The following is a 15727-nucleotide window of genomic DNA, read 5'->3' as shown; positions in this document are numbered from 1 at the left end:
GCCGGATGCACACCACCTGTGACCGGCACCCAGGGCGTGTGCGCGGGTGTGCCGGGTGTGGGGCTGGGCGGTTGCTGGTGTTGAGGTCCGGGCGTGCGTCCGGGGCCTGGTCCCGCGTGTATGTGGGCCGCGTCCCGCCTGTGCCTGTGTGTCTGGGGACGGCTTCCGCGTGTCTGTCCAGGGGTTGGGTTTCCATGTGCCGCGGAGGATCGGGTTTCGGGGGTCCGTGACTGGTGGCGGGCTTCCGGCGTGATTTTGCGGGGCGGGACCTGGCGTGTGTTTGTGGTGCTTGTCGGGAAGTTTTCGCGGTCTATGTCGTGGAGGTGTCCGGTGGAGCGTCAGCAGGAGCAGCAGGAGCAGCAGGGTCGGTGGGATGAGCGGGGCCGACAGGAGCAGCAGGAGCAGCGGGAGTTGCGGGGCGGCCGCGGGGGTGTGGCGGGCCTCCGTGGGGTGCCGAACGGGCCGGACCAGAAGAATCTGCCGGATGCGCAGGGGGTGTCGGATCTGCGTGCTGGGCGGGGTGGGTGTCCGTATGTGATGGATGCGTTGGGGCGGGATGTGCAGGGGGAGGGGGCCTTGTTGCGAGGGCAGGGCGAGGTGGCGCGGGTGGTGTTGCCGGGAGGGGTCGGAGCGTGGGCGGTGACGGATCCGGCCGTGATCCGTGGGTTGTTGACGGATGGGCGGGTCTCGAAGGATGCGTATCGGCATTGGCCGGCGTGGCAGCGGGGTGAGGTGGGGGCGGAGTGGCCCTTGGCGGTGTGGGTGTCGGTGCAGAACCTGGTGACGTCGTACGGGGCGGAGCACCGCCGGCTGAGGGCGTTGATGGGGTCGGCTTTCACGGCGCGGCGGGTGGGGTTGCTGGGGCCGCGGGTCGGAGAGATCGCGTCAGGGCTGCTGGAAGGGTTGGAGGCGGCGGCGCGCGAGGCTCGGGGCGGCGTGGTGGATGTGCGGGGCTTGTATGCGCAGCCGTTGCCGAGCCGGGTGATGCTGGAGTTGTTCGGGATTCCGGAGGAGTTCCGGGGGGCGTTGCGGGAGATCATCGAGGGGTTCTTCGCTACGGGGGTGTCGTTGGAGGATGCGCGGCGTAACTACGCGGCGTTGTATCGGACGATGGGGGAGTTGGTGGCGTTCAAGCGACGTTGTCCAGGTGAGGATCTGACGAGTGCGCTGATCGCTGCGGGGAGTGGAGCGGATCCCGCGGCCCCGGCCGCCCTGTCTGACCTCGCAGACATCACAGACCTCTCGGATGTCGTGGACGGTGCGGGCGCGGGTGCCCCGGAGACTGCGGGGGGTGGGGGGTTGAGTGAGAAGGAGTTGGTGGACAACCTAATCATGCTGTTGAGCGCGGGGTGCGAGCCGACCGTGAATCTGCTGGCGAACGCGGTGGTGTTGTTGCTGCAGGAGCCGGAGCAGTTGGAGTTGGTGCGGTCGGGGCGGGCGTCGTGGGGGGACGTGGTGGAGGAGGCGTTGCGGGTGGAGGCGCCGGGGGCGAACGCGATCTTGCGGTATGCGGTGGAGGATGTGCGGGTGGGGGAGACGGTGATCCCGCGGGGGGATGCACTGGTGATCGGGTTCGCGGCGGCGGGGCGGCATCCGGGGGTGCACGGGGAGGATGCGGAGCGGTTCGATGTGATGCGGGCGACGCGGCGGGAGCATTTGTCGTTCGGTCATGGAGTGCATTACTGCCTGGGCGCGCCGTTGGCGCGGCTGGAGGCCGAGATCGCCCTTCAGGCGTTGTTCGACCGCTTTCCCGGGATGCGGCTGGCGGTGGAGCCGGGTGCGCTGCGCCCGACGGAGTCGTTCATTTCGAACGGGCCGCAGGAGGTACCGGTGTTGTTGGGGCCGCCTGCCGACGGGGTGCGGTGACGCGCCGGCCCGCACCCTGCCTGAACAGGCTCGGGACGGTGACCGCTGGGGAGACGTGGACGCGTTCCCGGCGACGAGCGACAGGGCCTCGAACGGCATCTGTCGATCTCTCGCCTTCCGCTTCATCGCCGAACGCAACGTGACGTTCGCGGACCGAGTTCCGCGAAGCAACCACTGGGCCATCACTCCCCGCACTGACCCGGCACGAAGGTGACATTCGGGGGCTCCACGACCAGGCGGTACATGCAACTCGCGTGAACGGCCGACACCCTGCCGACCAGAACGACCCCATGCCCACAACCGCCCCGCTGGGACCACACCAGCGGGGCCCTCTCGTCCGCCGTGGACGAGTTCGGCCCGACGATCGTGTGCGGCACCCACTCCCCGCGCCTGACCACCAAGCGATGCCGCCACGCCGACCACCAGCGCCTACGAGCCGTGGTCGCCAACGACGGCTGCCAGGTCCGCACCCGCTCGGAGTAGCGCCACGGTCCGTGTGGCGATCTGGTCGAGGTGTTGTTGCAGGATGTGTTGGGTCCTGCCCAGGCTGTCGAGTTGGTGCAGGGAGCCCATGATCTCGCGCACTGCGGGAATGCTGTAACCGGTGCCGCGCAGGGCCGCGACGATTCGGGCCGCTCTGATGGCTGAGAGACCATAGCGGCGTGCTTGCAGTGACGTCACTCGCTCGGGCGTGACAAGCCCTTCCTGTTCCCAGAACCGCAGAGTGGAGGGACGTACATTGAGCGCCCCGGCGAGCTGTGTGATCGTCATCGCGTCACTCTCGTGCTCGAACTCGGTCGCGTTCGCCTCGGCTTGGATCGCACGCAGCGCTTGTTGAGCGCGCAGGGCCTCCTCTCGTTCTCTCGCGAGCCGAACGTGGACCGCGTTGATCGCCGACGCCGCCTCCGCGATCGTCTCGGTTCGCAGCTCCGCGAGCATGCGCCGGGCTGTGACTGGCCCAACGGCAGCTGCGAGTCCTCGATAGGCGCGGAGGGCATGTACGTGCAGCGGTGTGTAGGAACGGTAGCCGTTGCTCGATCGAGCGGCCGGGGGAATGACTCCCAGTCGCTCGAGGTCGCGAACCTGTTGCACCGAGTACCCCGACTCTCCGGCGACATCGACGGTCCGGAGCGGTACCCGTCGCGAACCGCTCACCAGCTCGCCCATCAGCCAACCCCACATAAGCACTTGAAGGTGATGCTTGAACCATGAGTATGGAACAGATCATCGACACCGTGCGAGGCTTCGTCGGCGCGCTCGTGGTTGTCCCGGAGCAGGGCGGCGACTTCCCCGAACTCGTGTGGGGGGATGCGTTCTTCTCCTACGCCCCCGACGGCCGGGCGCCTCAGAACGTCCAGCCCTACGGGACCATCGTCACCAAGAACTATCCTGACGACGCCGTTTCCGACCTTGACTCTCCAGGCCGCTGGCGCCTGAACATCCATGTCGACCGCGCGACGTTCCGGGAGCTCACGGGGGAGGAGCCGCGCAGCCTCACCCGACCTCGCGACTACGCGGCGGCCGACACCGTGATGCCGCACCCGGTATACGGGGCACTCGGCTGGATCTCTGTCGTCAATCCTGGTGAGAGGACGACGGACACGGTCGTAGAGCTTTTGCGCAGCGCCCACGACGCCGCTCGTGCCCGGTGCGCGCGGCGACACGCAACGCGAAGGTCGCAGGAGGAGGACTGACACGGTTGCGGAACAAGCGGACTTGAGGGCGCCCCGCGCACAGCGGTGAGCGCGAGTTCGCTCCAGGTCATGCGGTGGGCGCGGTAGTGGGCGTTGGACCGTTCGGGCTCGCTGGGGCAACGGTCGACGCTGCCGACAAGTGCGTTGCCGCGAGCTACCCGGCGGCCCTGCCCTGGCGCGCCCCGGTGTTCGGCGCCTCGAAGTCCGCGGCCGACCGCATGATCGGCCACCTCAGTCCCCGACTCGCGCTTCGGCCCCGCATGCTTCGCCCATTACCAGACCGTCAACGACGGCGACAGCCGCCGGGTCGTCGCGGTCCGCCGGCCGCTTCTGGGCAACCGTGCCGACTGCACGGCGTGGGAAGAGTGCGGGGCCACGGCCGCCGTCGGGAACAGCACTACGACCGCCGACGGCGGCTGCCCGGGCAGCGGCCTCGTGATGCCCCGCCGGCGCCTCAAGGGAGAAGGACTCCCTGAACGGAAGCAGGCATCTCGCTCTCGCCGGATGGACGAGGCGGCTCACACAGCGCCCCGCCTCGTCCACGTCGATTCCACGAGCATTGCGAGACGAGCCTCACGCCGGACCGTCCGTCCCGGCTTCGCTCAAATGACCTAGTGGTCAGAGGAGTTCGCGGCCGTCACGAAACGCGTCACCGCCTGCGAGAAGGCCTCCGGCTCCTCGAGGTGACCGAAGTGCCCGCTGTTCTCCAGGATCAGCAGCTCCGATCCGGGGATCAGCAGGTGGAGTTCCTCGGCCCATCGCACCCCGCAGATGACGTCATGGCGGCCGACGACGACGAGGGTCGGTACGGTGAGTGAGCCGAGGTCCGCACGGTCGTCGATGACGTGTGGGGAGAGGTTCTCGTCCAGCCCGGAGATGTGCGCGGCCCGCACCGAGGCCCGCATGGGAGCGAACTCCTCCTCGCGCCCCCAGTAGTCGGCGAAGTACGCGGGGAGCAGCCCCCTGGCGACGGCTGTCATCTGTGCGTCGTCGGAGATGGTGGGGATCGCCTGGAACGCGGCCAGGACCTCGGGGAGTTCGGGGTGGTCGGCGTGGAGCGCGGCGAACGACTGGACCAGGCGCATGGCCTCGGCGCCGTGTTCGGGACCGGTCAGCGGCGCGCTCTCGTAGAGGATCACCCCGGCGATGAGCTCGGGGTGGTGCAGGGCGTGGTACTGGGCGACGAAGCCGCCGTGCGAGTGGCCCAGCAGGTACACCTCGGGGACGCCGAGGTGTTCGATCAGCGCCCCGAGGAACTGGCTGTAGCGGGCCCGGGTGTAGCCGTGAGGGTGGGAGGGCAGGCGGCCGGAGCCGCCGGTGCCGATCGGCTCCGGGTAGACGATCGTCAGATGCCGCTCCAGCGCGGGCATGCGCAGGTACTCCCAGTCGATGCCAGGTCCGCCGGAGTGCGCGACGCACACCGGACCCGTGCCGTGGACGTGGTAGCGCTGCACGACTCCGTCGATCTCGACGGTGTGCGTTCCGGCGGCCAGAGGTTCGGTCGCAGAGGTGGTCATGGGGTCTCCGTATCGGGCAGGTGTCGATGACACCGGCATGACGCTGCAGAGAGGACGAAGTTCGACCCGGACCACGTGACGCCCGTCACATCAGGGTGAGCGACTGGAGGGCCTGCACCGGCCTTGGATGCAGGAGACGCAGCCGGTGCGGACGACCGGCGTCGTCGAGGGTCATCAGCCAGGCCACCGAGGGCGGGCAGTGGTCGGGGTTGTCGGCGGGGCTGAGGAGGTCCATCTCCCAGACGGCAAGGGACCGTCCGGCCACGGCATGGACCAGGCGCTGTCGTACGCCGGCCTCGAGGTCACCGTCCATGCCGCGCGCGAGGACGCTCCTGCCGCCCACTGGGTCGTTCCCCCTGAGCAGGGCGATCTCGGGCGACCAGCGCTCCGTCATCAGCGCGCCGAAGCGTCCGCTCTCGGCGGCGGCCAGTGTCTCGTGTGCCTCGACACGGCTGGCGCGGAGGCGCTGTGCGGTGTTTCCGTGCGGGGCGTCCGCCGTGGCGGCGAGGGCTGTCGCGAGCTTGGCCCGCCCCTGGTTGAGCCGGCTGCGGACCGTGCCGACCGGGACCCCGCAGGCGTCGGCTATCCGCTCGTAGGAAGTGACGCCGGTGCTGAAGTGACGCAGCACCAGGGGCAGGCGTAGCGCTGGGGACAGCTCTTCGATGGCCTCCCAGATCCAGTCCCGCATCGCGTGCCGCTCCAGCCACCGCTCCGGACCGGCGTCCGTGGCAGGCAGGTGCAGGTCGTCGATCGGCTGGACGGGGACGGAGGATCGCAACAGGGAACGGCTGGCGTTGCGCACGATCATCCGCAGCCATGCGCCCACGGCCGCCGGGTCGCGGACGTCGCCCACGTGGCGGAGCGCGGTCACAGCCGCGTCCTGGACCACGTCGTCGACGTCGGGCCCCGGTCCCAGAATGCTCAGCGCCACCGCGCGCATACCTGCCTGGTGCCGTTCAAGCAGCAGGCCGAGGGCGGTGGCCTCACCCGCCTGCGCGGCACGGGTGAGCGCCGCGTCCTCGATGCGCGCGGCTTCGTCCGACGTCTGGTTCATGTGGCTCCCCTTCCAGCGTCCGCCGTCGTGCGTGACCGTACTACGTGATCGCCATGCCTCCCTCTCCCTCGGGTGCGGGGGCCGATGTGCCACGCCGGAGCGGCACGGTCTCCCCTCATCGCTCAGTAGCGCCCGCCCACCGCCTGCGCGGCCAGCCCGTCGAGCGTGGCGATCTCGTCGGCCGTCAGCTCTATGTCAGCGGCGGCCACGTTCTGCTCCAGCCACTTCACGCGCTTGGTTCCCGGGATGGGCACCACGGGAATGCCGAGGTGCTCACTGCGTGCGTGCACCCAGGCGAGCGCCAGCTGGGCCGGAGCGACACCCTTCTCCTCCGCCAGTGCGCGGACGGCGTCCGCGATGACCTGGTTGGCCGTCGTCCGGAAGCGGGGAAGCCGATTGCGGGCGTCGCCCGGCGCCAGTGATGTCACATCGACCGTGCCCGTCAGGAAGCCTCGGCCGAGTGGCGAGTACGCCACCAGTGCCACACCCAGTTCGCGCAGGCAGTCCGCGACCGCCGTCTCGGGATCGCGGGACCAGATCGAGTACTCGCTCTGCACCGCAGCGATCGGATGAACGGCGTGGGCGCGCCGCAGGAGCGCGGCATCGACCTCGGACAGGCCGATGTGCCGGATCTTTCCCGCCTTCACCAGCTCTGCCATGGCCCCGACGGACTCCTCGATCTCTGCTGTCTGCGGAGGCCGGTGCAGGTAGTAGAGGTCGATGTGGTCGACGCTCAGACGCATGAGGGAGGCGTCACACGCGCGCTTGATGTAGTTCGCCTCCCCGCGCAGCACCCAAGTGTCGCTGCCCATACGGTCGATACCCGTCTTCGTCGCGAGTTGCGCCTCGTCCCGACGACCGGCGATGGCTCGGCCCACCAGCACCTCGTTGTGGCCGAAGGCGTAGGCGTCGGCGGTGTCGATGAGCGTGACACCCAGGTCCAGGGCGCGACGGATGGTGTCGATCGCGTCGTCCCAACTGGTCGGGCCGTACCCCTCGCTCATTCCCATGCATCCGAGCCCCTGGGACGACGTGGTGAGGCCACCGAGTGAAGTCTTGCTCACGGGATGTCTCCGTTCGATGTGGCTGTACCATGACACACATAACGGAGGATCCTCCGGTATGTGGGACGTTAGTGGAGGATCCTCCGCTAAGCAAGCGAGGGTGAGATCTCGGCGGCTGTCGTTCGGTCGGCGCGCCGGTCTGGAGGGCAGCACGGATGCACGAACAAGGACCTGCGCAACCCATGCGCGCCCATGCCCGACGTAACAGGGAGAAGCTCTTGGCGGCAGCGCTGGAGGAGTTCACTCGCACAGGTAAGGACGCACCGCTGGACAGCATCGCCAGAGCTGCCGGGGTGGGCATCGGTACTCTCTACCGGCACTTTCCGACGCGGGAGGCCCTCGTCCTGGCCACCTATCAGCACGAGGTGGAGCAGATGTGCTCCACAGCGGACGAGCTCCTCAGGACGCTGCCGCCGCACCAGGCACTGCGCGAGTGGATGGCCCGATTGGCCAGTCTGCTGGTCGCGAAGCAACACATGTCCGAAGCGTTGCGGAGCGTGGGGCCCTCCAGCGGAGCATGGGCGTCGGAGTCGTACGCGCAGGTCTTCGACACGATCGACACCCTTGTCGCCGCGGGCGTCGCCGCCGGAACGATTCGGTCCGACCTTGAGACAGCCGATGTGGTGCTGGCCATGAGTGGGCTCCTCCGCCTGGACGTGGCCGGAGACTGGAAAGGCCAGGCCGACCGACAGATCAGGCTCCTCATGGACGGCCTGCAGGCCGGGACACATCCGCATCCCCTGAACGCCGACACGGCCGAGTGAACACCGGTACGGTCGAGGGTGTGAGTCTGGAGACCTTTCGGCCCTGTTCAGTGCGCCAGTGCGCCCCTTTGACCCGCGAAACGAGATAGAGGCAGACGAGTCGGGCCGTACGCCGGGCTCGACCTGATCCCGGCGCTCGCTCCGGAAGCCGTCCACCCGCTCGACTGGCCGTACCCCGGGCGCCGTTCGCGACGCCCGGGTGTCCTACCTCTCCGAACCCACCCCGATACGGGCCAACACCTGGTCGGCCAACTCCGGCGGTGTCAGCTCTCCGTCCAGGAACACCGTGTCACCGGGCAGGGTGTCGACCGCGGCCATGCACGGTTCAATCCTGTCCTTGACCCAGCGTCGGACCTGCTCCTCCCGCTCGGGATCATCAGGGAAGAAGATTCGCCCGTCGATTCGCTTCTCCAAGACCTCTCGAGAGACCTTGAGGAAGAAGTGGTGAAGGTCGATGCCCGCGTACTTCAACGCGCCGAAAATCTCGCCGACATACCCGGGGTTGACCACGGTCATGGGGACCAGGACCGGGCGGCGGTACTCCTCGATCAGCCCTACCGCCAGGTCGGCAACCTGTCGCCGCCACAACCGAAGATCCTGGAAGTCGCCGGTCGGCACCTCCACGATCTCCCGCAGCACGAAGCCGACCATCTCCGGGTCATAGACCAGTGCCTCGGGCCAACGAGGACGCAACTCGTCCACGAGCGTGGTCTTCCCGCTGCCGAACGCACCGTTCACCCAGACGATCAACGCGATTCTCCCCACCCCGATGCCAGGCCCGCGCGTCGAACCCGGCGTGTCGGATCAGCATGCCGCTCGACCTGAGTGAGGCCAAATCCCATGGCCGGATCGTGCCCGAAAGATCACTAAGTTGGGCCGAACCCCGCTGCCAACTCGCCACCCTGGAAGCCGCCGAAGCCCGGGCGGCCAAGTGACCGCCGAGAATCTGCCCGCGGAAACCGAACGAAAGGCACGCCATGGCTGACAACGGCCACCGTCATGCTCTGAGTTGTCGGTGGGTGATGCGGCAGGGACCTGGTCGCGGCAGACGTCGTGGTCGTAGCCGTGGTCGGCGAGAAGTGAGTCGGGTCTGCGGCGCTGACGGACCCACCCGCCCGCGGACCGGCGGAATCGTATCGAGCAGCAGAGACAGCAGAGGCAGAGGCCGCGTGACGTCGTTGTGGACTCCGCCGGTCAGCGGGACGAAATCACCCAGCTCGGCGCCCAGGTCCCGGTGGCGTCGTGGCCGGTCGCTGTGGCGGCGAGATGGGCGCGGAGGGTGCCCAGCGCCGGGTGGGGGTTGTCGCGGTGCCAGAGGAGCGAGTGCGGGTAGACGGGCGTCGGGTCGGTCACCGGGATGCGGCGCAGGCCGTGGCCGGAGGGCCAGACGAGGCGGGTGTGCCCGCCCATGAAGGTGGCCAGGGCCGGGGTGTCGGCGACGGTGTCGAGGAGCGCGTCGGAGCCGAAGTTGGGGCCCGTCGCCTCGATGGTGAGGCCGAACTCGGCGACGAGGTCGTCGTAGTAGGCGGCCCACTCGGTACCGGGGACGATGCCGGGCATCCAGATCCGGTGTCCGGCGAGCTGAGCGACAGTCACCGACCTGGCGCCCGCCAGCGCGTGGGCGGGGCCGGTGAGGAGCTCGAGCGGCTCGTCGAGCACCCGGACGGACTCGATGTCCTCGGGAAGGGGCCGGCCGGGCGCGGCGACGGCGCGGAAGGACGCGTCGATCGCACCGGACCGGATGGCGGCGACGGCCGTCTCGATGTCGAACAGCATCACCACGTCGAGGTCGATCTCGGGGTGCGCGCGGTAGAAGCCGCGCATCAGGCCCGCCGCCGCGCCGCGCGAGGCGATCACGTCGACGCGCAGCGGACGGCGGCCGGGGCGCACGGACGCGACCGCGCGCTCGGCGACGCGCAGCAGCTCGCGCGCGTGGGGCAAGAACGCCTGCCCGTCGATGGTGAGCTCGGCGCCGCGCGCGGTGCGGGTGAAGAGCCGAACACCGAGGTTGCGCTCCAGCGCGGCGATGCGCTTGGAGACAGCCTGCTGGGTGACCGCCAGCTCGGCGGCGGCCTCCTGGAACTGCCCTGCGTCGGCGGCGACGACGAAGGTCCGGACGATGTCGAGGTCCATGCCGATATCCTACGAGCACAACCGATGGTTGTGGCCGACGGCCCTGTGGTTGTTTGATCCCTGGGTACGGTGCTCGCTTTGATTGCCACCGAACGCGAATCGGTTGTGCGGGTGAGTGGCGAAGGGCGTCGGGCATGGGGAGCGGACACCGGCTGGGACATCTGCTCGGACATCGGCTGGGACATCTGCTCGGACATCGGCTGGGGTGGCGGTTCGGGTGGCTGTGGGGAGCGTACGGGACCAGCGCGCTCGGCACGTGGCTCGCCTTCGGCGCCTTCCCGCTGATCGCCATCCGCGTGCTGCACGCCGGACCGGCCGAGGTCGCCGCGCTCTCCTCCGTGGGGGCTGCGGTGGGCGCGGCCGTGGCGGTGCCGCTCGGCCCGTGGGTGGAGTTCCGACGCAAGCGGCCGGTACTGATCGCGATGGACCTGGTGCGGTTCGCGGCGCTGCTGACGATCCCCGCCGCGTTCGCGCTCGGCGTGCTCACCTTCCTTCAGCTCCTGCTGGTCTCGGTCGTCGTCGCGGCGGCGGACATCACCTTCCGCGCCGCCTCAGGCGCGTACCTGAAGACCCTGCTGCCGGCCGAGGACCTGCTCGTCGCCAACGCCCGATTCGAGTCCACGGACTGGACGACCACGATCATCGGACCGCCGCTGGGCGGCGCGGCGATCGCGCTCCTCGGCCCGGTGGCGACGGTGCTGGCCGACGCGGTCAGCTACCTGCTCTCGGCCCTGGGCATCCGCGCGACGGGCCGGCACGAGCCGCGGCCCGAGCGCCGGGAAGCCGCGCGCCTGCGGGCCCGGGACCTGCTCGACGGCTGGCGGTACATCCTCGCCGACGCGACGCTGCGACCGCTGTTCTTCAACACCGCCTTGTTCAACGGCCTGGTGATGGCCACCCAGCCGCTGCTTGCCGTCCTGATGCTCGGCCGAATCGGATTCACACCGTGGCAGTACGGCCTCGCCTTCGCCGCGCCCTCGATCGGCGGGCTGCTCGGTTCGCGACTGGCCCGACCGCTCGTCACCCGGTTCGGACAGCACCAGGTCCTGGTCGTGACCGGGGCGCTGCGCGCGCTCTGGCCCGTCGGCCTGGCCTTCCTGGGACCGGGCACCGGAGGGCTGCTGCTGGTGATGGGTGTCGAGCTCGGGCTCATCTTCTGCTGCGGGGTCTTCAACCCCGTCTACGCCACCTACCGCCTCGAGCGCACCGCGACCGACCGGATCACCCGCACACTGTCCGCCTGGACGGTGACGACCAAGGCCTCGACCGCGCTCCTGACGGCCGTCTGGGGCGTGCTGGGCGCCCTGCTCGGCCCGCGTACGGCCATCGGCCTAGCCGGCGTGCTCCTGCTGGCGACCCCGCTGCTGCTTCCCCGCCGCGCGGCAGCGCCTCTCGCCGAGCCGAAGTCGGAGCCGGAGCCGGAGCCGGAGCCGAAGCCCGAGTCGGAGTCGGCACCGAACCGCGCCTGACGGCCCGCCACCCCCGTCACCGCGATCGGGCTGCACCGCCCTTCTCCGGAGCGGCGGTTCACCCCTCCCCATACAGCTCGGAGATGACCGCGACGGCCTCCGCCGCGGCCGGTGAGGCTCGCCGCCCGGCACATCGTGGTTCATGTGCCCAATGCAGGGGAGATTCAGATATCGCCATCACTGCGAAGCCGCGTGCAGCTCAGTGAGCAGGGCCTCGTGAGGTCGCCGCCACGTGTCGACCTCGTTCCGCTCCCGCAACCGGCGCCGCTCACGGTGCGGCCATAGCGGTTCCAGGGGCTTGCAAAGTCGACCCATCTCGATGTGTCAGCCCTTGCAAGAGCCTGTGATCGCGTCCCCGGAATCGTGCTGTGACTGCCAACCGTGGATCAGTAGGTCGAACACTGTCTCCACGGTCGCGCGTGGATCGTGTCGGCCCTTGGTCAAGGTCGGGATTTCCAGGACGAACCGTGCGAGTGCCGAGCATGCGAGATCATCCGCTTCGCGGCCGAGTTCCTCCGCGATGACGGCGCTGAGGGTGCCCGCGTGCCGCATCCACATACGCTCCGCGTACTCGCGGAGCGCGGGCGTTTGGTCCACCAGAGCGGTGAGTTGATGCAGACGTGGATCGGACGCGATCGGCACCCAGGACTTCAGCGCGTGGGCGCGGAGCGCCTCGACCACGCTCTGGTTCTCGGGTCGTTCACGGACGGCGGCGGTCAGCTCTGCATCGACTTCCTCCTCGCGGTCGAAGACCAGAGCCTCCTTGCTCGGGAAGTGCGCGAAGAGGGTCGTCGTCGATACGTCGGCTCGTTCGGCGATGTCGCGGACACTCGCTTGTTCGAATCCGTGTTCCAGGAAGAGGTCCAGCGCGGCGTCGGCGATGGCCTGCCTCGTCGCGGCCTTCTTGCGCTCGCGACGGCCAACGGTCGGAGAGTCGGGCATGGCGTCACTGTACTCCATAACTGGAATGAAGCAGAAACTGAAACGGTTGCACTTATGGACTCGTTTCTGCTTTGGTGGTCGTCGTAGGGGTTGCCGCATCCCGGTGGGGTCGCGGCACCGGTCATCGCCGCGCCGTGGCGTCCCCCGGAACCCCGCCGACGAAAGGAATCCACCGTGGACTCTCCGATGCCCGCAGACGCGCGGATCAGCATCATCGGTGCCGGCCCGGGAGGCCTCACGTGCGCACGCATCCTGCAGCAGCACGGCATTGCGGTGACGGTGTACGACCGTGATGCAGAGGTGAACTCCCGCAACCAGGGAGGCTCGCTCGACCTGCACAAGGAAGACGGCCAGCTCGCGCTCCGTGAAGCGGGCCTACTGGAGGAGTTCTTCGCGCTCGCCAGGCTCGAGAGCCAGGAGATGCGCCGCATGGACCCCGCAGGGCGCGTCCTTGCCCACCATCTGCCGGACGAGGGCGAAACAGCCAGCCCCGAGATCGACCGCGGACAGCTTCGCGATCTCCTGCTGGGCTCGCTCGCTCCCGGGACGGTTCAGTGGGGACGCACGCTCGAATCAGTGAGCGGACCGGCCGACGGGCCGCGCACACTGACGTTCGCCGACGGGACGGCCGTCGAAGCGGATCTCGTCATCGGTGCGGACGGCGCCTCCTCTCGCGTCCGCACAGCCGTGTCGCCCGCGACACCGCGCTACACCGGGGTCAGCTTCCTCGAGGCATGGTTCGACGACATGGAGAGCGCGCATCCTGAGCTTTCCGAACTGGTCGGGAAGGGCAGCGCCCACGTTGCCGACGGCGAGCGCGGCCTCTTCGCACAGCGCAACAGCGGTAGCCACATGCGCGTCTACATCATGCAGCGCGTCCCTGCGGACTGGATCACGACGAACGGGCTTCGCCCCGAGGACACCGAGGGCATCCGCACGCACCTGTTGAGCGAGTACGCGGCCTGGTCACCACAGACACTCCGGATGATCACCGACAACGACGGCCCCTACGTCGATCGTCCGCTCTACGCCCTGCCGGTGCCGCACACATGGGAGCACTCACCCAGCGTGACACTCCTCGGAGACGCCGCGCACCTCATGCCACCGCTCGGCGTCGGCGTCAACCTCGCCATGCTCGACGCCAGCGAACTCGCGCTCGCACTCGCCCATTCCTCCACCATCGACGACGCTGTACACAGCTACGAGAAGTCGATGCTCCCGCGCTCGGCCGACATAGCCCGGATGCTCGAAGGCGGCGCCGAGCATCTCCTGTCCATGCCCGACCCCGACGAGATCCCGCGGTTCGGTCCGCCCCAGCCCTGACATCGCGGGCGCGGCTCCGTCGACCAACCGAACGCTCAGTCCTTCCCTCTGGACACCACCACCAAAGCCGATCGCATTCCTTGTGCGGGTCGTTGTAGGGCGTTGGGCCGGAGCGCCGGGCCGGGGCGAGGGTGTCGTGTTCGTCGGTGGGGACGGTTCCGCGCAGGCAGGCGGTGAGGCGGTGCTTGGCGGCGATGGTCCCAGCCGGGGCCGTGACCTTCTCCCAGGTCTGTAGTAGCGGCCGGCCGCCGCACCGGCGAGTTCGTCCCCTTCCTGGCCCGGGCCAGACGCTTATAGCTAGCGGCCCTGCGTTGACCCGCCGCCGACGGCGGTGGGGCGGACCAGGATCCAGCGCACTCGATGCGCTGGATCCGCATGCGGTGCCCGGTCAGGGTGTGGATGTCCTTCAGCGCCCGGCGACCTCCCGCTCGTCCGCAGGCTTGTCCGCGCCCCTCTCGGGCACCTCGCGGTCCTGCCTCACCTCTCCCACACCGGGCGGGACGGGCCACTGGAGTGGTCCGCGGCGACAACGGCACTTCTGCGCGGCGCGGGTCCGGGGGACCGGCCCGGGATCCGCGTTTAATCGCGCCGGAGAACCGAAACGCCAGGAGCGGAGAGCGCTGACGGGCGCGGATCTCCGAGCCATGCCCCGCAGCGCTTGAGGGAGATTGCCATGAGCGGCGCAACGACCTTGCCGACACCATCCGGTCCGTACCTGGACAAAGGGCTGCTGCCCGCCGACTTCTACGCCTACGAGGACCTGCTGTCGGACGGGGAGCGGGAGAAGCTCGAGTCCGTGCGCGAGTTCCTCCGCAAGCAGGTCGCACCGATCGTCGACGACCACTGGGCCCGGGCCGAGTTCCCCTTCCAGCTGATCGGGGGCTTCGGCGGGCTCGGTCTGATGGACTGGGCCGACCCGGACTCACCGGAGTCCAAGCCGAGCAACCTCTTCGCGGGCTTCCTCGCGCTGGAGTTGGCGCATGTCGACGCGTCCGTGGCCACGTTCGCGGGCGTGCACACGGGTCTGGCCATGGGCACCATCCTGACCTGCGGCTCCGACGAACAGAAGCGTCGGTGGCTGCCGGCGATGAGCCGCTTCGAGAAGATCGGCGCCTTCGGGCTGACCGAGCCGCACGGCGGCTCCGACGTGGCCGGCGGCCTCCAGACGACCGCGCGCCGCGACGGCGACGAATGGATCCTCGACGGCGCGAAGCGGTGGATCGGAAACGCGACGTTCGCCGACCTGGTGGTCATCTGGGCCCGCGATGTCGAGACCCGTCATGTGCTGGGCTTCGTCGTGGACAAGGACACCCCCGGGTTCACCGCGACGAAGATCGAGAACAAGATGGCGCTGCGGATCGTGCAGAACGCCGACATCGTGCTCGAAGGCTGTCGCGTTCCGGAGGCCAACCGGCTGCAGAACGCGAACTCGTTCAAGGACACCGCCAAGATCCTGCGCCAGACGCGCAGCGGGGTGGCGTGGCAGGCCGTGGGAGTGATGTTCGCCGCCTACGAGATCGCCCTGCAGTACGCGAAGGAGCGCGAGCAGTTCGGGCGCCCGATCGGGGGCTTCCAGCTCGTGCAGGACCTGCTCGTGAAGATGCTCGGCAACGCCACGGCCTCGTGCGGGATGATGACGCGCCTGGCCCAGTTGCAGGACGCCGGGGTGTTCCGGGATGAACAGTCCGCCCTGGCGAAGGCCTACTGCACCGTGCGGATGCGCGAGAACGTGGGGTGGGCCCGGGAACTGCTGGCAGGCAACGGCATCCTCCTCGACTACAAGGTCGGCCGCTTCGTCGCCGACGCCGAGGCCATCTACTCGTACGAGGGCACGCGGGAGATCCAGACCCTCATCGTCGGACGCGCCGTCACCGACGGCCTGAGCGCCTTCGTGAGGTGAC

Annotated in this window: 13 protein-coding genes; 6 read left to right on the top strand and 7 right to left on the bottom strand. The window is 69.2% G+C overall.

The features are described 5' to 3' along the window. Positions 1-330: 330 nt before the first annotated feature. Complete coding sequence (locus AQJ27_RS44585) at positions 331-1866, top strand: cytochrome P450 family protein (protein ID WP_341866157.1); 1536 nt, start codon at positions 331-333, stop codon at positions 1864-1866. Positions 1867-2295: 429 nt separating this feature from the next. On the opposite strand, the gene AQJ27_RS44575 is transcribed toward AQJ27_RS44585, so the two are convergent. Beyond that, the gene (locus AQJ27_RS44575; protein WP_067382693.1) at positions 2296-3033 is read right to left on the bottom strand and encodes a MerR family transcriptional regulator; all 738 of its coding nucleotides are present in this window, start codon (positions 3031-3033) and stop codon (positions 2296-2298) included. A 47-nt stretch (positions 3034-3080) separates the two neighbouring features. On the opposite strand from AQJ27_RS44575, the gene AQJ27_RS44570 reads away from it, so the two are divergent. Beyond that, positions 3081-3560, top strand: a complete 480-nt coding sequence (locus AQJ27_RS44570; protein ID WP_067382690.1) for a DUF6194 family protein — start codon at positions 3081-3083, stop codon at positions 3558-3560. Positions 3561-4171: 611 nt separating this feature from the next. Here the strand turns inward: AQJ27_RS44570 and AQJ27_RS44565 are convergent. From AQJ27_RS44565 to AQJ27_RS44555, 3 genes are all read right to left on the bottom strand, one after another. After that, positions 4172-5077, bottom strand: coding sequence for an alpha/beta fold hydrolase (locus AQJ27_RS44565; RefSeq protein WP_096240500.1), 906 nt, complete (start codon positions 5075-5077; stop codon positions 4172-4174). Between the two features lie 85 nt (positions 5078-5162). Further along, positions 5163-6131 carry an RNA polymerase sigma factor gene (locus AQJ27_RS44560; RefSeq protein ID WP_067382687.1) on the bottom strand — a complete coding sequence of 323 codons (969 nt, stop codon included), beginning with the start codon at positions 6129-6131 and terminating at the stop codon, positions 5163-5165. 122 nt (positions 6132-6253) lie between these two features. Then, a complete protein-coding gene (locus AQJ27_RS44555; protein WP_067382735.1) occupies positions 6254-7141 on the bottom strand; it encodes an aldo/keto reductase in 888 nt (295 codons plus the stop codon). 272 nt (positions 7142-7413) lie between these two features. Between AQJ27_RS44555 and AQJ27_RS44550 the strand changes: the two genes are divergently transcribed. Further along, the gene (locus AQJ27_RS44550; protein WP_159064568.1) at positions 7414-7959 is read left to right on the top strand and encodes a TetR/AcrR family transcriptional regulator; all 546 of its coding nucleotides are present in this window, start codon (positions 7414-7416) and stop codon (positions 7957-7959) included. Between the two features lie 204 nt (positions 7960-8163). Here AQJ27_RS44550 and AQJ27_RS44545 read toward each other — a convergent pair whose 3' ends face one another. Next, positions 8164-8709 (bottom strand): AAA family ATPase, encoded by a 546-nt coding sequence (locus AQJ27_RS44545; RefSeq protein WP_067382681.1) that lies wholly within the window; start codon positions 8707-8709, stop codon positions 8164-8166. 444 nt (positions 8710-9153) lie between these two features. Then, positions 9154-10092, bottom strand: coding sequence for a LysR family transcriptional regulator (locus AQJ27_RS44540; RefSeq protein WP_067382678.1), 939 nt, complete (start codon positions 10090-10092; stop codon positions 9154-9156). A 134-nt stretch (positions 10093-10226) separates the two neighbouring features. Between AQJ27_RS44540 and AQJ27_RS44535 the strand changes: the two genes are divergently transcribed. Next, on the top strand, positions 10227-11561 hold the full coding sequence (locus AQJ27_RS44535) for an MFS transporter (RefSeq protein WP_067382674.1): 1335 nt from the start codon (positions 10227-10229) through the stop codon (positions 11559-11561). A gap of 324 nt (positions 11562-11885) precedes the next feature. On the opposite strand, the gene AQJ27_RS44530 is transcribed toward AQJ27_RS44535, so the two are convergent. Next, positions 11886-12503, bottom strand: coding sequence for a TetR/AcrR family transcriptional regulator (locus AQJ27_RS44530; protein WP_067382671.1), 618 nt, complete (start codon positions 12501-12503; stop codon positions 11886-11888). 174 nt (positions 12504-12677) lie between these two features. On the opposite strand from AQJ27_RS44530, the gene AQJ27_RS44525 reads away from it, so the two are divergent. Together AQJ27_RS44525 and AQJ27_RS44520 are read left to right on the top strand one after the other, a co-directional pair. Beyond that, the gene (locus AQJ27_RS44525; RefSeq protein ID WP_067382669.1) at positions 12678-13826 is read left to right on the top strand and encodes an FAD-dependent oxidoreductase; all 1149 of its coding nucleotides are present in this window, start codon (positions 12678-12680) and stop codon (positions 13824-13826) included. A 673-nt stretch (positions 13827-14499) separates the two neighbouring features. Next, positions 14500-15726: an acyl-CoA dehydrogenase family protein gene (locus AQJ27_RS44520; protein WP_079065752.1), complete on the top strand. Its 1227-nt coding sequence runs from the start codon at positions 14500-14502 to the stop codon at positions 15724-15726. The last annotated feature ends 1 nt before the right edge of the window (position 15727 follow it).

The organism is Streptomyces olivochromogenes, from assembly GCF_001514115.1.
Classification (GTDB): domain Bacteria; phylum Actinomycetota; class Actinomycetes; order Streptomycetales; family Streptomycetaceae; genus Streptomyces; species Streptomyces olivochromogenes.
Note: the sequence above shows the minus strand (reverse complement) of the source record. Positions and strands in the feature narration are given on the sequence as shown.

Coding starts and splice junctions, on each gene's coding strand:
- AQJ27_RS44575 (WP_067382693.1), bottom strand. CDS start 3,033: ATGGGCGAGCTGGTGAGCGGTTCGCGACGGGTACCGCTCCGGACCGTC.
- AQJ27_RS44570 (WP_067382690.1), top strand. CDS start 3,081: ATGGAACAGATCATCGACACCGTGCGAGGCTTCGTCGGCGCGCTCGTG.
- AQJ27_RS44565 (WP_096240500.1), bottom strand. CDS start 5,077: ATGACCACCTCTGCGACCGAACCTCTGGCCGCCGGAACGCACACCGTC.
- AQJ27_RS44560 (WP_067382687.1), bottom strand. CDS start 6,131: ATGAACCAGACGTCGGACGAAGCCGCGCGCATCGAGGACGCGGCGCTC.
- AQJ27_RS44555 (WP_067382735.1), bottom strand. CDS start 7,141: ATGGGAATGAGCGAGGGGTACGGCCCGACCAGTTGGGACGACGCGATC.
- AQJ27_RS44540 (WP_067382678.1), bottom strand. CDS start 10,092: ATGGACCTCGACATCGTCCGGACCTTCGTCGTCGCCGCCGACGCAGGG.
- AQJ27_RS44535 (WP_067382674.1), top strand. CDS start 10,227: ATGGGGAGCGGACACCGGCTGGGACATCTGCTCGGACATCGGCTGGGA.
- AQJ27_RS44530 (WP_067382671.1), bottom strand. CDS start 12,503: ATGCCCGACTCTCCGACCGTTGGCCGTCGCGAGCGCAAGAAGGCCGCG.
- AQJ27_RS44520 (WP_079065752.1), top strand. CDS start 14,500: ATGAGCGGCGCAACGACCTTGCCGACACCATCCGGTCCGTACCTGGAC.